This is a genomic window from Staphylococcus sp. GDY8P119P, from assembly GCF_017892075.1.
Lineage (GTDB): Bacteria > Bacillota > Bacilli > Staphylococcales > Staphylococcaceae > Staphylococcus > Staphylococcus ureilyticus.
In genome coordinates this window covers 500,606-517,660 of sequence record NZ_JAESKJ010000001.1, presented here as the reverse complement: position 1 = coordinate 517,660, position 17,055 = coordinate 500,606, and the positions used below count along the sequence as shown (strand labels likewise).

Here is a 17,055-nt window from a genome sequence, read left to right as displayed (position 1 = left end):
GTGGCGCCTCCCTTCTTATTATGTGCGTGCAGCGGTTAAGCCGCACACCCAAATAAGTTATTTTTATTTTTTCTTACGTCCACGAACGATAAGTTTATCTGATGATTTTTTACCGCGACGTGTTTTCTTACCAAGTGTTGGTTTGCCCCAAGGTGACATTGGAGAAGGCATACCGATTGGTGCGCGTCCTTCACCACCACCGTGTGGGTGATCGTTAGGGTTCATTACAGAACCACGAACTGTCGGACGGATACCTTTCCATCTTGAACGTCCAGCTTTACCAACGTTAACAAGTTCGTGTTGGATATTACCAACTTGTCCAATAGTAGCACGGCAAGTTGAAAGAATCATACGTACTTCGCCAGATCTTAATCTGATTAATACATATTTACCTTCTTTACCTAATACTTGTGCACTTGCACCAGCAGAACGAGCGATTTGTCCACCTCTACCAGGTTTCAACTCGATGTTATGAATAACAGTACCTACTGGAATATTTTGTAGTGGTAGTGCATTACCTACTTTAATATCTGCTTCTGCACCACTTTCAAGTGTTTGACCTACTTTTAAGTTTTTAGGTGCAATAATATAACGTTTTTCTCCATCAGCGTAAAATAACAATGCGATATTTGCTGAACGGTTTGGATCATATTGAATTGAATCAACTTTTGCTTGGATACCATCTTTGTTACGTTTGAAATCAATTACACGATATTGACGTTTGTGTCCACCGCCATGATGGCGTACAGTCAATTTACCTTGATGATTTCGTCCCGCTCTTTTCGGTAGCGGTTGTAATAGTGACTTTTCAGGAGTAGTTTTCGTAATTTCAGCGAAATCTAAACTAGTCATATTACGACGACCGTTAGTAATTGGCTTATATTTTTTTAGAGCCATTGTCGTTTACCTCCTTATTGGTAATTTTTTAGTTAAATAGATCGATTGATCCTTCTTTTAATTTAACGATTGCTACGCGTCGTTTGTTTGTATAGCCTTGGTAACGGCCCATACGTTTTTTCTTTGGTTTGTAGTTAATAATATTCACATTATCAACTTTTACATCAAAGATTTCTTCTACAGCGATTTTTACTTGTGTTTTATTCGCACGAGTATCAACATCGAATGTATATTTGTCTTCAGCCATTGCAACTGAAGATTTTTCAGTGATTACGGGGCGCTTAAGAACGTCTCTTGCTTCCATTATCCGAGCACCTCCTCAACTTTTTTAGCAGCTGCTTCTGTGATTACGACACTGTCAGCGCTTGTTAAATCTAGAACGTTTAAACCTTGTGCAGTTGTTACTTGAACACCTGGGATGTTACGTGCTGAAAGTGCAACATTTACATCTTCAGATTCAGTGATCACTAACACTTTTGTAGGTTGTTCTAAGTTAGAAAGTACAGTTTTGAATTCTTTTGTTTTCGGAGTTTCAAAACTTAATGTATCTACAATTGTTAAGCTATTTTCTTGTGCTTTGAAAGATAATGCTGAGCGTAAAGCTAAACGACGCATTTTCTTAGGCATTTTGTAAGCATAGCTTCTTGGTGTTGGTCCGAATACGATACCACCACCACGCCATTGTGGCGCACGAATAGTACCTTGACGCGCACGTCCTGTACCTTTTTGTCTCCATGGTTTACGTCCACCACCACGTACTGCTGAACGGTTCTTAACAGCATGTGTACCTTGGCGTAATGAAGCACGTTGTAAATTAATTGCTTCAAAAAGAACGTTGTTGTTTGGTTCGATTGCAAATACTGCATCGCTTAATTCAACTGAACCTGATTTAGTTCCATCTACTTTTAATACATCATAATTTGCCATTATGCATTTCCTCCTTTCGCTCTATAATTATTTATTACCTTTAATTGATGAAGAAATTTCTAAGAATCCTTTTTTCGGACCTGGTACGTTACCTTTTACTAAGATAACTTTGTTTTCAGCGTCAACTTGAACTACTTCTAAGTTTTGGACTGTTACTGTGTTTCCACCCATACGTCCTGGCATTTTTTGTCCTTTGAAAACTTTTGAAGCATCAGATGCCATACCTACTGAACCAGGTGATCTATGGAAATGAGAACCATGTGACATTGGTCCACGTGCTTGGTTATGGCGCTTGATAGCACCTTGGAATCCTTTACCTTTAGATACGCCAGTTACATCGATGATGTCACCAGCTTCAAATGTTTCAACTGAGACTTCTTGACCTACTTCGTATTCATCAACATTGACGTTTCTGAATTCACGAATGAAGCGCTTAGGTGCTGAGCTCGCTTTTTTAGCGTGACCTTCAGCTGGCTTATTAGCATATTTGCTTGATTTGCTTCCTTTTTTGTAAGCTGCTTTATCAGCATAACCTACTTGGATTGCATTATAGCCATCTACTTCTTCAGTTTTCTTTTGTAATACTACGTTTTCACTAGCTTCTACTACTGTTACAGGGATTAAATCACCGTTTTCTCCGAAAACTTGTGTCATCCCGATTTTTCTTCCTAAGATTCCTTTGGTCATCGAAAGTCCACCTCCTAAATTTTTCTATTATAATTTGATTTCGATGTCTACACCAGATGGTAAGTTTAAGCCCATAAGAGCATCTACTGTTTTAGGTGTAGGGTTAACAATATCGATTAAGCGTTTATGTGTACGTTGTTCGAATTGTTCACGTGAATCTTTATCCTTATGCACGGCACGAATTACAGTGTAAACTGATCTTTCAGTCGGTAACGGAATTGGTCCAGAAACATCTGCACCAGAACGTTTTGCTGTTTCAACAATTTTTTCTGCAGATTGATCGATAACTCTGTGATCATAAGCTTTTAATCTGATTCTGATTTTTTGTTTTGCCATAATTTTCCCTCCTTATTCGTCTACATTTAAGTGATAGACTTCTCCACGAAAACTATCTCACACAGCGCCATGGCAAAGCGGCCGGGTGTGTCAGTAACCTTTCGCTTCATCGCGTGTTCTTAAAGTCCAACATTAGATATGTTACATGAAAAGCAGTGATTTATCAAGCTTTTCTGCAAAAGTTTTTACTATTTGCCTAACACATACCTTGTTATTATACTTGAACTACTTATTCAGTTCAACCTCTTTTCGGAAATTTTTGATGTTTGTAATTTTAATTGATTATTTGTTCTTTTTTATTTCTATTTCATTTATTTCGTTTATACTATTATTTAGTTAGGAGTGAATATTAATGAAAAGTGGTATTCGTACAACGCTTATGATTTTGAGTTTAATATTAATTGTTGGTGAGTTTATATATGGTATTCCGTTTTTAGGTGGGAGTATTATTTTTAGTTTTGGTTGGCAACCTTTATTAATCAATGCATTGCTCTACTTTGTAATCGTGATTATATTAGTCGTCGATAAACAAAATTCTATTAAACCAATGTTAGTGATTCCTTTATTAGGTGTTTTTGGTTCCTTTTTAGCATTTGTACCTTTTGTTGGTATGATTGTGCATTGGATTTTATTCTTTTTAATGTTGTTCTTTGTGTTAATTATTTTTTCGACACCACTTTATGTTCCAAACAAACATGCAAAAGTTGTTTATACACAACACAAACAAGAGAATAAGAAGTTTTAAAAATATATAGTTATGATAGCTATATTATAATGAAGAAACACATCCTTTTTTATAAAATTTTTATTAGTAATAAGTGCTTACAAAAAAATCCTTTTGCTGCGATACGAAACGCTGCAAAAGGATTTTTTATTTAGCCGTGAACAAATACAAAATATAATATAAACAATATCATTAAAGCATACATGATTGGGTGGACTTCTTTATGTCTTTTAGAAATCAACATTGTGATTGGATAAAAGATGAAACCACAAGCAATACCAGTTGCGATTGAATAGGATAATGGCATCATAATAATCGTGATAAATGCCGGTACGGCAACTTCGAATTTTTTCCAATCTATTTCCGCAAAGTTGGCAGCCATCAACACGCCCACGACTACAAGCGCTGGTGTAGTCACTGCACTTGTTACTACTTCCATTAAAGGACTAAAAAATATAGCTAATAAGAAACAAAAACCTGTAACAACACTAGCAAATCCAGTACGCGCCCCTACAGCGACACCTGAAGTAGATTCAATATAGGAAGTTGTTGTTGTCGTACCAAAAATTGAACCAACTATCGTTGCTAATGAATCAGAAAATAATGCGCGTCCAGCTCTCGGTAATTTATTATTCTTCATCATACCTGCTTGTGTTGCTACTGCAACAAGTGTACCTGCAGTATCGAAGAAATCTATAAATAAAAACGTTAAAATTACAATTAAAAATTGCACAGTGAACAACTGACCGGGATCTTTGAATGCTTCAAAAGCGGCTCCAAAAGTAGGTTCAATACTTGGTACTTTGCCTACAATGCCACTTGGTGTATGTATTAATCCTGTAAGCATACCTAAAATAGATGTTAGTACCATACCAATAAATATAGCACCAGGTACTCTAACAGCATACAGAATCACTGTTATTATAATTCCAAATATTGTTAACAATACTGGACCATCAGTTATATGACCCAAAGTCACTAATGTAGAATCATTATTAGTAATAATTCCTGAGCTTTGTAATCCTACAAAGGTAATAAACAAACCTATACCCGCTGAAACCGCCATTTTCATTTGATAGGGTATTGCATTAATAATGGTCTCTCTTAAACCTGTCATAGTCAGTATTGCAAAAACTACACCAGAGAATAACACACCAGTCAAACCTACTTGCCATGGAATTCCCATTGTTAACACCACTGTAAATGCGAAAAACGCATTTAAGCCCATGCCGGGTGCTAAGGCAATTGGATACCTAGCTATCAAGCCCATGAATAACGAACCAACAAACGCTGCTAGTGCTGTAGCAACAAAAATAGCACCTTGATCCATTTTCATATTTTCTGAAACACCTTTTACGCCTGCTAAACTTAGTACTTGAGGGTTGACAGCTAAGATATATGCCATTGACAAGAAAGTTGTAAGCCCACCAAGTATCTCTTTCTTATAGTTTGTTTTATGTTTTTCAAACTTGAAATACTTTTTCACGGTTTAGTTCTCCTTTTTTTAAAATACCTACACATTCTAATACCAATTTCACTATTTTACAATAGCAAACACGAACTTCTTGTCAAAATTAATGCTATTCGTTCGATTTATTTAAAATTTCAAACCTTTTAACGCATCTTGAAATGGATTGTTCTCTAAGCCATCATTGTTATTCATATATTTTTTTAAATCTTTTTTGTTTACTTTATCTGATTTTTTATTTTTATGACGTTTATCCATTTGTGCTTGTGTTTCAGTATGTCCGCACACACAACGATATACTGCTTCTTTTCCTTTTCCAAACAACATCATTTTTTTATGGCAATTTGGACAACGCGCATTGGTTTTTCTTTGAATATTCTTTTTAGTTTTACATTTCGGATCCTGACAAACCAGCATTTGTCCATTTTTAGTTTTAACTTTAATCATAAATTTGCCACATGTAGGACATTCCGTTGTGGTTAAATTATCGTGTTTATAATTCTGTTCGCTTTCTTTAATTTCACTGACAACTTCATGTGTGAAATTTTTCATCTCAGATATAAATTGATTGGCATTATATTTACCTTGTTCTATTAAAGATAGTTTTTCTTCCCACTCAGCAGTTAATAGCGGAGATGTTAATTTTTGTGGTGCAAGCTCTAGTATTTGTTTTCCTTTAGAGGTAACTTTGATTTTACCGTCACGTGATTCGATTGCATTCATATTAAATAATTTTTCAATGATATCTGCTCTAGTCGCAACAGTTCCAATTCCACCTGTTTCTTTTAATGTTTCATTATATTTTTTATTGTTTAATTTAAAGAATTTTTGTGGGCTTTCCATCGCTTTTAATAATGTACCTTCATTAAAATATGAAGGTGGCGTTGTTTCATGGTGCTCAATTTTAGCTTGTGTGATATGCAATTTGGATGATTTTGTTAATTTTTCTATTTGCTCGTTTACTGATGCTTCAGTTTCATAAATCGCTTTAAACCCTAATTTTTTAGTAATTTTATCTTTAAATTCGAATTTATATTTCTCACTTACAATTTGGATTGATACAGCCTCGTATTCGTGTGGCGGCATAAGATTTTCTAAAAATCTTTGAGCAATCATCAGATAAATTTTTGTTTCACGTTGGGTTAGTTGATTCATATCTGGACGTACTTCTGTTGGAATAATTGCATGGTGGTCTGATACTTTTTGATTATTTATAAATTTTTCATTTATTGAAAAAGATTGTGTTAATTGTTTTTTTGCAATTTCTTTTAACGATGTGCCCATGATAGCTTGTATTCTATCTTTTAGTGTATTTACCATATCATCAGTTAAATAATTAGAATCTGTTCGTGGGTATGTTACTAGTTTATGTCTTTCATACAAAGTCTGTAAAACATTCAATGTTTCTTTTGGACCAAAGTGATAACGTTTGTATGCCTCTTGTTGCAAATCTGTTAAACTGAACAGTTTAGGTGCATAGGACTTTTTATGTTTTTTATTAATACTTTCAATCAAACCGTCTTTCTCACTGATTTCACTTTTTATCTTTTCAAAAACTGATTTATCATTACTTGTCTCTGGCGTCACACATTGGAATGTAAGCCCCCCAGCAACAATATTCATTTTAAAATAAGTTTGTGGAGAAAAGTGATTAATTTCGTTTTGTCTCATTTGAACGAGTTGTATCGTCGGTGTCTGAACTCTACCGAGAGACAATTGTGCATCATATTTCGTAGTTAATGCACGCGTTGCATTGATACCAACAATCCAGTCTGCCTCACTTCGAGCAAGTGCTGCATAATATAAATTGTTAAATTTACGACCATCTTGTAATTTTGAAAAGCCATCTTTAATTGCTTTTTTTGTTACTGAACTAATCCACAACCTTTTAATCGGTTTCTTATTATGAGATTTATCCAAAATTAAACGCGCAACAAGTTCACCTTCTCTACCGGCATCTGTTGCGATAATAATATCTTTTGTGTTTTTGTTATTGATTAATGATTGTACAATAGAAAATTGTTTTTTGGTCTTACTTATGACAACCGTCTTCATACGGTTAGGTATAATAGGGAGATCGTTAAGTTTCCATTCTTTATAATTATTATCATATTGTTCTGGCGTAGCATTTGTAACTAAATGCCCCAATGCCCAAGTCACAATATATTTATTATTTTCAAAGTAACCATTACGTTTATCATTTATATTCAATGCTTGCGCAATATCTCTACCTACAGAAGGTTTTTCTGCAATAATGAGTGATTTCATAATTTCGTCCTTTCAGTTCAATGATATTCTTATTGTAACATGTATATAGCACATCAAAACTTCCATTTACATGAAAAAGTTCTTATAATTAACTTAATAGTTCATCATATGGAGGTATTATATGAAAACAACAAATCCGAACGATGTCGATCAAATCTTGGAATTTTTGAATAATGCTAACTATCAATCTGCTTCTTATTTGTACAAATTACCACAAATGCATAATGATATTAGGTCTGTTATTACCAATGCAATACAGGATCCTGGTGTATTTGCACAAGTGAACAATCAAGATGAAATTACAATGTTACTTTTAGCTTTAAAGTACGAAGATAATAAATATAAAGTATTAGGCCCATTTATACACAAAAATATTACGCCTACTATCGAAGAAATGACACAACTTTTTGATGCTTTAGCTCAAAGTAAACCTGATACTGCAAATTTTAATTTTTCTTTTGAAGAACATGAACAAGAATACTTGCCGTTTATGAAATCATTAGGTGCATCCTATAGCTTTACTGACTACTATCTCATTTCTACAAAAGATATTGGAAATGTTGGTAATGAACAAAATATTATTGAATATCAACCTGCGTTCTACCCTTATTTTAGTAAATTACATGATCAAACATTTAAACATGATGTAATGACTGCTGCTGAAATTGTAAAATCATTAGATGAGTACCATCGCCTATTTATATTCATGTCTGAAGGATTATTAAAAGGTTATTTATATCTTGAAATCGCTGAAAACAACCATATAGCTGAAATCAAATACTTTTCTTCGCACTCTGATTACAGATTAATGGGGATTGCTTTTGATTTACTATCATATTCTCTACATTTTGCTTTTTCAACTTTTGATATTGATAAGATATATTTTAAAATACGCAGTAAAAATACTACACTTGTTGAGCGTTTCAACGAATTAGGTTTTAACATTAATTATGAATATAAAAAATTCAAGTACGTAGCGGCATACATTTAAATTATAAGTGTTTTATATTTTTACATTTTTAATATCCATGTAGACTATTTTAAAAATTAAAAAGCTGAACTGTAATCTAATATTTTTACTATTCGATACCTTTACTTTAAAATGAGTGTCTAGGGCAATCTTCAGTGATTGTTTTATAAAGGGAAAGTAAAAATAAATAGAGAGTGAGTGAAGCTTAATTATGGATTTATTAATTGCCCTGCTCCCAGCATTATTTTGGGGAAGTGTTGTTTTAATTAATGTACTCGTTGGTGGTGGCCCTTACAATCAAATCAGAGGGACTACTTTCGGTGCACTTATCATAGGTATCTTATTATTACTTACTGGCAATACAAAATTCGATGACCCCATCGTCATTATTGTAGGTTTAATATCTGGTGCTTTTTGGGCATTAGGACAAGGTTATCAATTAAAATCAGTCAGTTTAATTGGCGTATCTAAAACAATGCCAATTTCAACAGGGTTACAACTTGTAGGTACTACTTTATTTAGTGCTATATTTTTAGGTGAATGGAGTACTGGCACACAAGTAATTCTTGGCCTAGTTGCAATGATTTTACTTGTTGGCGGTATTGCGCTTACTTCAATTAAAGGTAAAAATGAAGCTTCAGAAAGTACGAAAAACTTTGGAAAAGCAATTCCTATCTTGTTAATTTCCACTGTAGGTTATGTCGTCTATGTTGTGGTTGCACAAATTTTTGGTGTTGATGGTATGAATGCCCTATTTTTCCAATCTATTGGTATGGCAATAGGTGGATTAATATTATCAGCTAAACATGAAACTACGATTAGAAGTACAGTTTGGAACCTGATACCAGGTGTCATATGGGGTATAGGTAACTTGTTTATGTTCTATTCACAACCAAAAGTAGGTGTGGCGACAAGTTTCTCATTTTCACAATTATTAGTAATTGTTTCTACACTTGGTGGCATTTTCCTTTTAGGTGAACGAAAAGATAAACGTCAGATGATAGGCATTTGGACAGGTATCATTTTAATCGTTATCGCTGCATTTGTTTTAGGCAATATTAAAGCTTAATCAAGTATTATAAAATCTTATTCGACTAAACACTTTAATTCATCAAAATTTATGCCGAATAACTAGGAGGAATCTTAAATGTTTAAAGATTTAGCAGGAAAAGTAGTCATTATTACTGGGGCTGGTAGTGGTATTGGAAAAGCCATGGCAGAGCAGTTTGGTGAAGAACAAGCGAATGTCGTATTAAATTACAGATCCGAACGTCATATGGATGCTATTGAAGCCTCAATTGAATTAATTGAAAATGCTGGTGGCAAAGCATTAAAAGTTCAAGCAGATATCTCTAAAGAAAATGATATTGATCACCTCATTCAAACTACTGTAAATCACTTTGGTACATTAGATATCATGATTAACAATGCCGGATTTGAAAAAGCAATCCCAACACATGAAATGCCTTTAGATGAGTGGCAAAAAGTAATTGATATTAACCTAACAGGTGCTTTTTTAGGTTCCAAAGCAGCAGTTAATCAATTTCTCAAAGAGAATAAAAAAGGTGTTATTCTTAATACTTCAAGTGTACATGATAAAATCCCTTGGCCGAACTATGTGAATTACGCTGCTAGTAAAGGTGGTTTAAAATTAATGATGGAAACAATGTCTATGGAATATGCTCAATATGGTATCCGCATTAATAATATTTCACCAGGGGCAATTGTAACGGAACATACAAAAGAAAAATTTTCAGACCCAACAACACGGGCAGAAACATTAGAAATGATTCCGGCAAAAGAGATTGGCGAAGCAAATGAAGTCGCAAATGTAGCAAGATTTCTTGCCTCTGATTTAGCAAGTTATATTCATGGAACTACCATTTACGTTGATGGTGGAATGACTAATTACCCCGCGTTTATGGGAGGTAAAGGATAAAGTCATCACGCCAATCCAAACACATGCATTTAGTCATTAATACTTATGCTCGATATTTAAGGGTCCGGGACACCATTGATATGTCCCAGACCCTTATTTTTTATATTCAAATCGTTTCATAGTCTTCCAAAAATCAATTAAACAAATAACGCTTGATATACATACAATATAATAATGCTAATTAAAATCGTTAAATTACTCACCATTCCAACGAGTGGCAAAGTCTTATACTTAAATTGAATGGAATAAGGTATAATAGCAACACCTACTGGTAATAACCAAGCAACTTGTAGTGTTGTTTTAATCATATCATTATCAACTGGTAAAAAGAAGTAAACGAGCAATCCTGCGATAATTCCCAATCCATAATGTAAACCTAAATACTTTAAAGCAATAGGCAAGAAGCGTTTATCAATACTAAAGTTGAGCATCAAACCTAATAATATCATTGAAAGTGGCATATTAGCGCCAGATAGTACAGAGAAAAAATTAATTACAGGCTCTGGGAAGTGTATATTAAGCATATTTAATATAAACATAATGATATATGTCATTAAAGGAACCGATTTAAGTAAATTCTTTCCTAAATATTTAAAATCAAAATTATCACCTGCACTACTGAAATAACTGCCAACAAAGTATGTAACACCAAACATAATCATTGCGCCACCTATATCTGCCATTCCAAAATATATCATTCCTGTTTTAGGCCATATCGCTTCTACAAGTGGATAAGCAAATAAACCAATATTTAGCGAAGCTGTCATCATGCCAACTGTGCCACGTATGTGATTGTCATATTTTAAGAAAAACCAAATCACGATGATCTTAGCGATAACACCATACAATATCATCATTATCGGTAATATTGATAGTGACAAATCTAAACTTGCACCATTTAAATTAACAATCACTAAAGAAGGTAATGTTATGTTTAATACGAGTGTTGAAAAGACTTGACTATCGTTAGCTTTAAAGTAATTTATCCGTTTGAGTACATAGCCTAATGCAATGAGTAATATAATAATGATAAATTGTTGGGTCACATTATTCCTTCTTTCATCCAATCATCTGTTTTCATTCTATTTTCATACTTTAACATAAGTGGCAACCATTTTAGAAGCTTTCGAATCCATGTTATAATTCAACTTATATACGAAATGCTTACATTAAACAAAAATGGAGGTAATTGAATGGATTTAAATGATAAATTAGCGGAACTGAAATATGATTATGTTAGATTACAAGGAGACCTCGAAAAAAGAGAATCAGTTAATCAATCTGTGGATCCTTTAATAAAACAACTTGAAAAAATAGAGCAAGAAATGTCAGAGGTACGTTCAGAAATTAGACAAAAAGAAAATAAATAACATCCTAGTAAATCAATAACTTACATGCTAAGATTAAGGGCGAACATAGAAAGGATGTAATAAATGCAACTGTATCTTATATTTTTGCCAGTGTTATATTTAATCGTAAGTTACATAAGTATATTTAAAATGAACACCATTATAACGCGTATTTTACGTATTATTATGTCTTTACTTTTATTATTCGTGGTAGCTATTACAACATTATCGTTCCCAGCAATCAATTGGTGGGTCTTTATTGTCCTACTGCTTATCATAGGTAATGTAGAAATTACAGCTTTCAAAAACGGCAAAAAAGACCAAAAAGCCGTTCAAATTTTAAATATAATGAGCGTTATCTTATTTGTAATTTATGTTATTTTGACTTTAGTTTTATATTAAAAACCACTATTTTAAAATACTGTAACGTCACACATATAAATCAGCCCCGACAAGATTTCTGATTAAAAGAAACTTATCGGGGCTGATTTTATATATTCAAACATGTGCTCATATATATAAGTACGGACATACAAAATCTACAAAAAGCATGTCATCTCGTATGTCCGCATTTTATTTTACTTTCTTTTTCTCAAGATTTTTGACTTTAATGTAAATAATATTTCATATATTACTGGTACAACAATTAAAGTTAATAAGGTTGAAGAAACCAATCCACCTACTACAGTCGCTGCCATACCTTTTGAAATAATAATAGAACTGTCTTGACCAAATAACATTGGCAGCAACGCACCAATCGTTGCTAATGCTGTCATAAGTATTGGTCTGATACGCGTTCCTCCTGCTTCTAACAGTGCCGCTTGCATTGCCATACCTTGATGTTGTTTATTAATCACTCTATCAATTAACACAATTGCATTGGTTACAACAATACCAATTAGCATAAGCATACCAATCATGCTAGGTACAGATATTGTCTCACCAGTCACCACTAATGCAACCACTACACCTATCACTGTATATGGCAATGAGAATAATATGGTGAAAGGTGCCAAGGCGCCTTTAAATGTTAACACAAGTACTAAATAAACTATAATAATTGCTGCTAACATCGCCATAGATAATTGTGTTACTGCATTTCCTATATCTTCATTTGCCCCTCCCATGTTGACGTCTACGTTATTCGGCTTATCTATTTTATTTAACTGTGACAACACTTTCTGTGAAGTCCCGCCAACATCATCATTTGTCACTTTTCCGGAAACTTTTGACGTATAGTCTCCTGCTTTAGTTTCTATTTTGTTTGGCGTCGTTGTTTTTTCTAATTTTGCGATATCACTTAATTCAATAGATTGACCAGTAGCTGTTTGTATTTTAGTATTTTTAAGTTTTTCTTCTGTCCAATCCGTTTCTTTATCTTCTTTAATTTTCACATCTATCGATTTACCATTTTCCTTTACGGTTGTGACACTTTGCTCAGGTGTATTCTGATTTAATGTCATGGCTAATTGTGATGCAGACAAACCATAATTGGAAGCTTTATTTTGATCGACTTTGATATTATATTGTTCGTATGTTTGAGATAAATCAGACTTAACATTAGCAATGCCATGAATATGTTTCATTTCTTTTTCGACTTTATTGACAGTTCCTTTGATAGCATCAACAGATGGACCAGTAACAGTGATTGCTAATTCATTATTTGTACCACCTGTACCCATATCCTGATTTGCCCAATCTCCAGGATGATGATATTTGTTGATATGTTTTAATACTTTATCTGGTTCTTCATCAAAGTTAGGTGTATCACTCTCATATTCAACCATGATAGCCATACTATTTGAACTACCTGTAGGATCCGTTGGCGTTGCTCCACCTACAGAGTATTGAACTGTTTTCACCTTATCTTTAGTGTTCAAGTATTTTTGTACTTGTTCGGCATGTTCTAATACACCTTGCTCTGTCTCACCTGGTTCAGGAGTGTAAGTTAATGCCATGAATTTATCTTCTCCAGTTGAGATAAAACTAGTCCCTAGTTTAGCGGCCCCTAAACCGATACTAGCGATTAAAATGATTGTACTTAAAATCATTACAATCCATTTGTGCGCTAATGACCAGCGGAGTATACGTTTATATCCTCTTCCTACCAGACCTAATGTTTCTTCTCTCTGTTGTTTGACACCTTTTTTGAAGAAAGTAGCACTTAAAGAAGGTACGATGGTAATCGAAACAAGTAAAGAAGCTAGTAAACTAAATGCAATCGCTAATGCAAATGGCCTAAACATCTCACCTACTGAACCATTGACAAACGCCAATGGTAGAAAAACTATAATAGTAACGATTGTCGACGACATTATCGGTTTAAACACTTCACTCGTCGCACTAATAATGAGGTTGTTACCAGTTAATGTTTCTTTTTTATCTGATAAACGTCTATAAATATTTTCAACTACAACAATTGAATCATCAATCACTCGACCTATCGCAACTGTTAACGCACCAAGTGTCAATATATTTAACGACACATCTGTTAATTTCAATGCAACCATTGCAATTAATATAGACATCGGTATCGAAACGACTGAAATTGCTGTTGTTCTAATATTTCTTAAAAATAATAATATAACAATTATGGCAACAATCGTACCGAGTGCTGCTTTTTCAATCATTGTATATAGCGAGTCTTCTATTGGTTTCGCAGTATCCATAACTTTAGTAGCTTTGATATCTTTATTGTCTTTGGTAAATTCATCAATTTCTTTTTTCGTATCTTTTGCTACTTTAACAGTATTGGCATCTTGTGCTTTCGTCACTTGTACATTGACTGCATCTTTGCCATTTGTTTTAGAAATAGATTGTCGTTCATCACCAACTGAAATATTGGCAATGTCTTTGAGTTTAACAGAAGGCATGCTATTTTCGCCGTCTTGATCATCTGAGGTAGGCATTGCTGCTGCCATGTTACCCCCTTGTGATGAACTTTGGTCACTAGTACTTTGACTTGCATTTTCATCGTTGTTACCTTGAGTGCTCATACTTGAAGCTGATAATGGAATCTCAAGTTTTTCCAATGCATCTATTGAAGTAAATTGGCCATCAACCACTACTGACTTTTCAGTTTTACCGAACTGGAATAAACCTAACGGGGTTTCACTTGTGGCACCCTTTAAGAATTGTTCCACACTATCTACAGTCAATCCTCTGTCTTGTAATTTTTCTTGATCAAATTTAATTGAAACTTCTCTAGATGTTTGTCCATTCAATTGTGCATTTTGTACACCATCGATTGTTTGAAGTTTAGGTAGTAACTGATTGTTAACTTTTTTTGTTGTATCTTTTAAATTATTATCCTTTGTGGTAAAAGAATAAGCCACAATTGGAAAAGCATTCATTGAATTCCTTGTTAAGTCGGGGTCTTCCACACCATCATCAAACTTAATTTTATCAAGTTCTTTTTTTAAATCGTTTTCTGCCTTATCCATATCTGTACCATTTTCATATTCAACAGAAACCATAGAAGCATTTTGAATAGATTGTGCATTAACATTTTTCACACTTGCCATTGACCTTATTTGGTCATCAATTTTATCACTAATTTCTTCCTTCACCGTTTCTGGTGTAGCACCAGGCATGGTTGTTTGTACTGTAATCACTGGTGGCTCAACATCAGGTAATAATTCAAGTTTCATTTTTGCACTTGAATACACACCACCTAAAATGACCAGCAATACCATAAGAAAAATTGCAAACTTATTTCCAAGTGAAAACTGTAATAGTTTTTTAATCATATCTTTTCTCCTCTCAACTAGCAATTTAATGCGATACTTCATTTAATTTCATTACGCTTAATTATATATGTATTTTCTAAATTCATAAAAAATGCACGTTATAAAGTTTAAGTTGCATATTAAAACTTTATAACGTGTCTACTTTTTTACAAAATCACAAACAAAACTACTAACGTTTTAATTTACGTGAAAGTTTTATTTTAGCTTTAGTCAATTTAGGTTTAACATTTTCAATAACTTGATATAATGGTTTGTTTAACACATAATCAAATTCACCTATTTTTTCACTTAAATAAGTTCCCCATACTTTCTTAAATGCCCACAATCCATAATGGTCTGATTCCTTATCGGGATCATTATCTGTGCCACCAAAATCATATGTTTTTGCACCATGTGCTCGAGCGTATTGCATCATTGCAAATTGCATGTGATGATTTGGCAAGAAGTCTCGATAATCATTTGATGACGCGCCATACAGATAATAAGATTTATTTCCAGCAAACACAAGCAATGCACCTGATAAATATAATCCTTCTGGGTGCTTAGCTTCTAAAGCTTCCATCTCATTGATAAGTTCTTGCGTTTTTTTCATTTTATTGTCAGCATCGTTTATTTTATTTAATGTCTTTTTATCTTGTTTTTTTTCAGCTAGCTTTTCTTTTTCCTTTTCTAACTGCGCTAAATCTTGGCGTAAATCCTTAAGCACGGGTTTAGGCTCTAATTTCACTAAGAATAATTCTGCATCTCCATCGGGATGTAAAGTATCATATATATTTTGGAAATAGCTAATATCTCTCGTTAAAAAGCCATCTCTTTCACCCGTAATTTTCGTTAATTCGGCAAATGTTTTCAAACCTTCTCTATCAGAACGTTCTACTTTCGTACCACGTTTTAATGCCAATCTAACTTTTGAACGATTACGTCTTTCAAAACTTTGAATTAAAGCGTCATCGTTTTTATCAATCTGTGTTATCATTGTCATTCTTGGTTGGATATAATCTTTCGAAAGTCCTTCTTTAAACCCTTTATGTCTAAAACCTAATGCTCTTAAATGTGTAAGTGCATCAGCACCATTATCTACTTCAACATCAGGGTCGATTTTTATTGCATAAGCTTTTTCTTCTTTTGCTATCTGAATTGCGTATTCTAGTAATGTTTCTAATGCGAGTTTATTACTATAATCTGTTACAAAACCTCTTGAAATATAGCATAGCGTATAAGGCAATTTAGGAACCTTTTTAAATAATAACTGGGCCACTCCTAAAATCTCACCATCTTCACCTACTGCGATACGCTTTGAGTACCAGCCAGTCAATCGCTTTGTTTCTGCCCATTTTGTTAATTGTAATAGATCACCTTGCGGATGCGCTTTAACAAATGCATCATGAGCTTGATTTGTTATATTCATCTTTTCCATAAAAACTGATATCTCCTTTTACCATTACATACTTTGTTATTATACATTGCTTCACACATTCTTTCACATCATTTCCTATTATTTGCTATAATATGATACGAAATGAGGTGTTCTAGTGCGTAACATTATATTGTCATTACTCTTTTTAATCAATTTAATTTTTGTAATCCAAACATTTAGTACAACGTTTAATGTTTCATATCTAAGTTTAAGAATCATTCTCGCTGTTTTTACATTTGTAGCAACAGTGTATTTACTACTTTTATCTAATAAAAATAAATGGGGAACTTACTTAACTATTTTAACACTAATTACTTCTGTGAT

Annotated in this window: 16 protein-coding genes; 6 read left to right on the top strand and 10 right to left on the bottom strand. The window is 33.5% G+C overall.

Annotated elements, in window-relative coordinates; all coding sequences use genetic code 11:
- Positions 1 to 63: 63 nt before the first annotated feature.
- From rplB to rpsJ, 5 genes are read right to left on the bottom strand one after another with little or no spacing between them, the layout of a single operon-like run.
- Positions 64 to 897, bottom strand: coding sequence for a 50S ribosomal protein L2 (rplB, locus tag KA830_RS02385; RefSeq protein ID WP_046208423.1), 834 nt, complete (start codon positions 895 to 897; stop codon positions 64 to 66).
- A 28-nt stretch (positions 898 to 925) separates the two neighbouring features.
- A complete protein-coding gene (rplW, locus tag KA830_RS02380; RefSeq protein ID WP_046208424.1) occupies positions 926 to 1,201 on the bottom strand; it encodes a 50S ribosomal protein L23 in 276 nt (91 codons plus the stop codon).
- A complete protein-coding gene (rplD, locus tag KA830_RS02375; protein WP_046208425.1) occupies positions 1,201 to 1,824 on the bottom strand; it encodes a 50S ribosomal protein L4 in 624 nt (207 codons plus the stop codon). The genes rplW and rplD overlap by 1 nt, the downstream gene beginning before the upstream one ends.
- Positions 1,825 to 1,851: 27 nt before the next feature.
- Positions 1,852 to 2,511, bottom strand: a complete 660-nt coding sequence (rplC, locus tag KA830_RS02370; protein ID WP_046208426.1) for a 50S ribosomal protein L3 — start codon at positions 2,509 to 2,511, stop codon at positions 1,852 to 1,854.
- A 27-nt stretch (positions 2,512 to 2,538) separates the two neighbouring features.
- Positions 2,539 to 2,847 carry a 30S ribosomal protein S10 gene (gene rpsJ / locus KA830_RS02365; protein ID WP_194375799.1) on the bottom strand — a complete coding sequence of 103 codons (309 nt, stop codon included), beginning with the start codon at positions 2,845 to 2,847 and terminating at the stop codon, positions 2,539 to 2,541.
- Positions 2,848 to 3,199: 352 nt separating this feature from the next.
- Here rpsJ and KA830_RS02360 point away from each other — a divergent pair, with 352 nt between their 5' ends.
- Positions 3,200 to 3,592 carry a hypothetical protein gene (locus tag KA830_RS02360; RefSeq protein ID WP_204180267.1) on the top strand — a complete coding sequence of 131 codons (393 nt, stop codon included), beginning with the start codon at positions 3,200 to 3,202 and terminating at the stop codon, positions 3,590 to 3,592.
- A gap of 130 nt (positions 3,593 to 3,722) precedes the next feature.
- Here KA830_RS02360 and KA830_RS02355 read toward each other — a convergent pair whose 3' ends face one another.
- Both KA830_RS02355 and KA830_RS02350 read right to left on the bottom strand, forming a co-directional pair.
- The gene (locus tag KA830_RS02355) at positions 3,723 to 5,057 is read right to left on the bottom strand and encodes an NCS2 family permease (RefSeq protein ID WP_046208428.1); all 1,335 of its coding nucleotides are present in this window, start codon (positions 5,055 to 5,057) and stop codon (positions 3,723 to 3,725) included.
- 111 nt (positions 5,058 to 5,168) lie between these two features.
- The gene (locus KA830_RS02350) at positions 5,169 to 7,307 is read right to left on the bottom strand and encodes a DNA topoisomerase III (RefSeq protein WP_204180266.1); all 2,139 of its coding nucleotides are present in this window, start codon (positions 7,305 to 7,307) and stop codon (positions 5,169 to 5,171) included.
- A 121-nt stretch (positions 7,308 to 7,428) separates the two neighbouring features.
- Here KA830_RS02350 and KA830_RS02345 point away from each other — a divergent pair, with 121 nt between their 5' ends.
- From KA830_RS02345 to KA830_RS02335, 3 genes are all read left to right on the top strand, one after another.
- Positions 7,429 to 8,298, top strand: coding sequence for a GNAT family N-acetyltransferase (locus KA830_RS02345; RefSeq protein WP_073343794.1), 870 nt, complete (start codon positions 7,429 to 7,431; stop codon positions 8,296 to 8,298).
- Between the two features lie 190 nt (positions 8,299 to 8,488).
- Positions 8,489 to 9,346 (top strand): RhaT/GlcU family sugar-proton symporter, encoded by an 858-nt coding sequence (locus tag KA830_RS02340; protein ID WP_046208430.1) that lies wholly within the window; start codon positions 8,489 to 8,491, stop codon positions 9,344 to 9,346.
- 78 nt (positions 9,347 to 9,424) lie between these two features.
- Complete coding sequence (locus tag KA830_RS02335; protein WP_204180265.1) at positions 9,425 to 10,216, top strand: glucose 1-dehydrogenase; 792 nt, start codon at positions 9,425 to 9,427, stop codon at positions 10,214 to 10,216.
- Between the two features lie 137 nt (positions 10,217 to 10,353).
- Here KA830_RS02335 and KA830_RS02330 read toward each other — a convergent pair whose 3' ends face one another.
- Entirely contained in the window at positions 10,354 to 11,262 is a 909-nt protein-coding gene (locus tag KA830_RS02330) for an AEC family transporter (protein WP_204180264.1), read from the bottom strand.
- A 147-nt stretch (positions 11,263 to 11,409) separates the two neighbouring features.
- Between KA830_RS02330 and KA830_RS02325 the strand changes: the two genes are divergently transcribed.
- Together KA830_RS02325 and mspA are read left to right on the top strand one after the other, a co-directional pair.
- On the top strand, positions 11,410 to 11,586 hold the full coding sequence (locus tag KA830_RS02325) for an SE1832 family protein (protein WP_164987263.1): 177 nt from the start codon (positions 11,410 to 11,412) through the stop codon (positions 11,584 to 11,586).
- 63 nt (positions 11,587 to 11,649) lie between these two features.
- Positions 11,650 to 11,967, top strand: coding sequence for a membrane stabilizing protein MspA (mspA, locus tag KA830_RS02320; RefSeq protein WP_046208433.1), 318 nt, complete (start codon positions 11,650 to 11,652; stop codon positions 11,965 to 11,967).
- Between the two features lie 176 nt (positions 11,968 to 12,143).
- On the opposite strand, the gene KA830_RS02315 is transcribed toward mspA, so the two are convergent.
- Positions 12,144 to 15,314 carry an efflux RND transporter permease subunit gene (locus tag KA830_RS02315; RefSeq protein WP_210122916.1) on the bottom strand — a complete coding sequence of 1,057 codons (3,171 nt, stop codon included), beginning with the start codon at positions 15,312 to 15,314 and terminating at the stop codon, positions 12,144 to 12,146.
- Positions 15,315 to 15,483: 169 nt separating this feature from the next.
- Complete coding sequence (locus KA830_RS02310; protein WP_073343808.1) at positions 15,484 to 16,731, bottom strand: lipid II:glycine glycyltransferase FemX; 1,248 nt, start codon at positions 16,729 to 16,731, stop codon at positions 15,484 to 15,486.
- Positions 16,732 to 17,055: the final 324 nt, after the last annotated feature.

Bases quoted from the DNA above. Each gene is read 5' to 3' on its own strand.
- rplB (WP_046208423.1), bottom strand. From the start codon at position 897: ATGGCTCTAAAAAAATATAAGCCAATTACTAACGGTCGTCGTAATATG.
- rplW (WP_046208424.1), bottom strand. From the start codon at position 1,201: ATGGAAGCAAGAGACGTTCTTAAGCGCCCCGTAATCACTGAAAAATCT.
- rplD (WP_046208425.1), bottom strand. From the start codon at position 1,824: ATGGCAAATTATGATGTATTAAAAGTAGATGGAACTAAATCAGGTTCA.
- rplC (WP_046208426.1), bottom strand. From the start codon at position 2,511: ATGACCAAAGGAATCTTAGGAAGAAAAATCGGGATGACACAAGTTTTC.
- rpsJ (WP_194375799.1), bottom strand. From the start codon at position 2,847: ATGGCAAAACAAAAAATCAGAATCAGATTAAAAGCTTATGATCACAGA.
- KA830_RS02360 (WP_204180267.1), top strand. From the start codon at position 3,200: ATGAAAAGTGGTATTCGTACAACGCTTATGATTTTGAGTTTAATATTA.
- KA830_RS02350 (WP_204180266.1), bottom strand. From the start codon at position 7,307: ATGAAATCACTCATTATTGCAGAAAAACCTTCTGTAGGTAGAGATATT.
- KA830_RS02345 (WP_073343794.1), top strand. From the start codon at position 7,429: ATGAAAACAACAAATCCGAACGATGTCGATCAAATCTTGGAATTTTTG.
- KA830_RS02340 (WP_046208430.1), top strand. From the start codon at position 8,489: ATGGATTTATTAATTGCCCTGCTCCCAGCATTATTTTGGGGAAGTGTT.
- KA830_RS02335 (WP_204180265.1), top strand. From the start codon at position 9,425: ATGTTTAAAGATTTAGCAGGAAAAGTAGTCATTATTACTGGGGCTGGT.
- KA830_RS02325 (WP_164987263.1), top strand. From the start codon at position 11,410: ATGGATTTAAATGATAAATTAGCGGAACTGAAATATGATTATGTTAGA.
- mspA (WP_046208433.1), top strand. From the start codon at position 11,650: ATGCAACTGTATCTTATATTTTTGCCAGTGTTATATTTAATCGTAAGT.
- KA830_RS02315 (WP_210122916.1), bottom strand. From the start codon at position 15,314: ATGATTAAAAAACTATTACAGTTTTCACTTGGAAATAAGTTTGCAATT.
- KA830_RS02310 (WP_073343808.1), bottom strand. From the start codon at position 16,731: ATGGAAAAGATGAATATAACAAATCAAGCTCATGATGCATTTGTTAAA.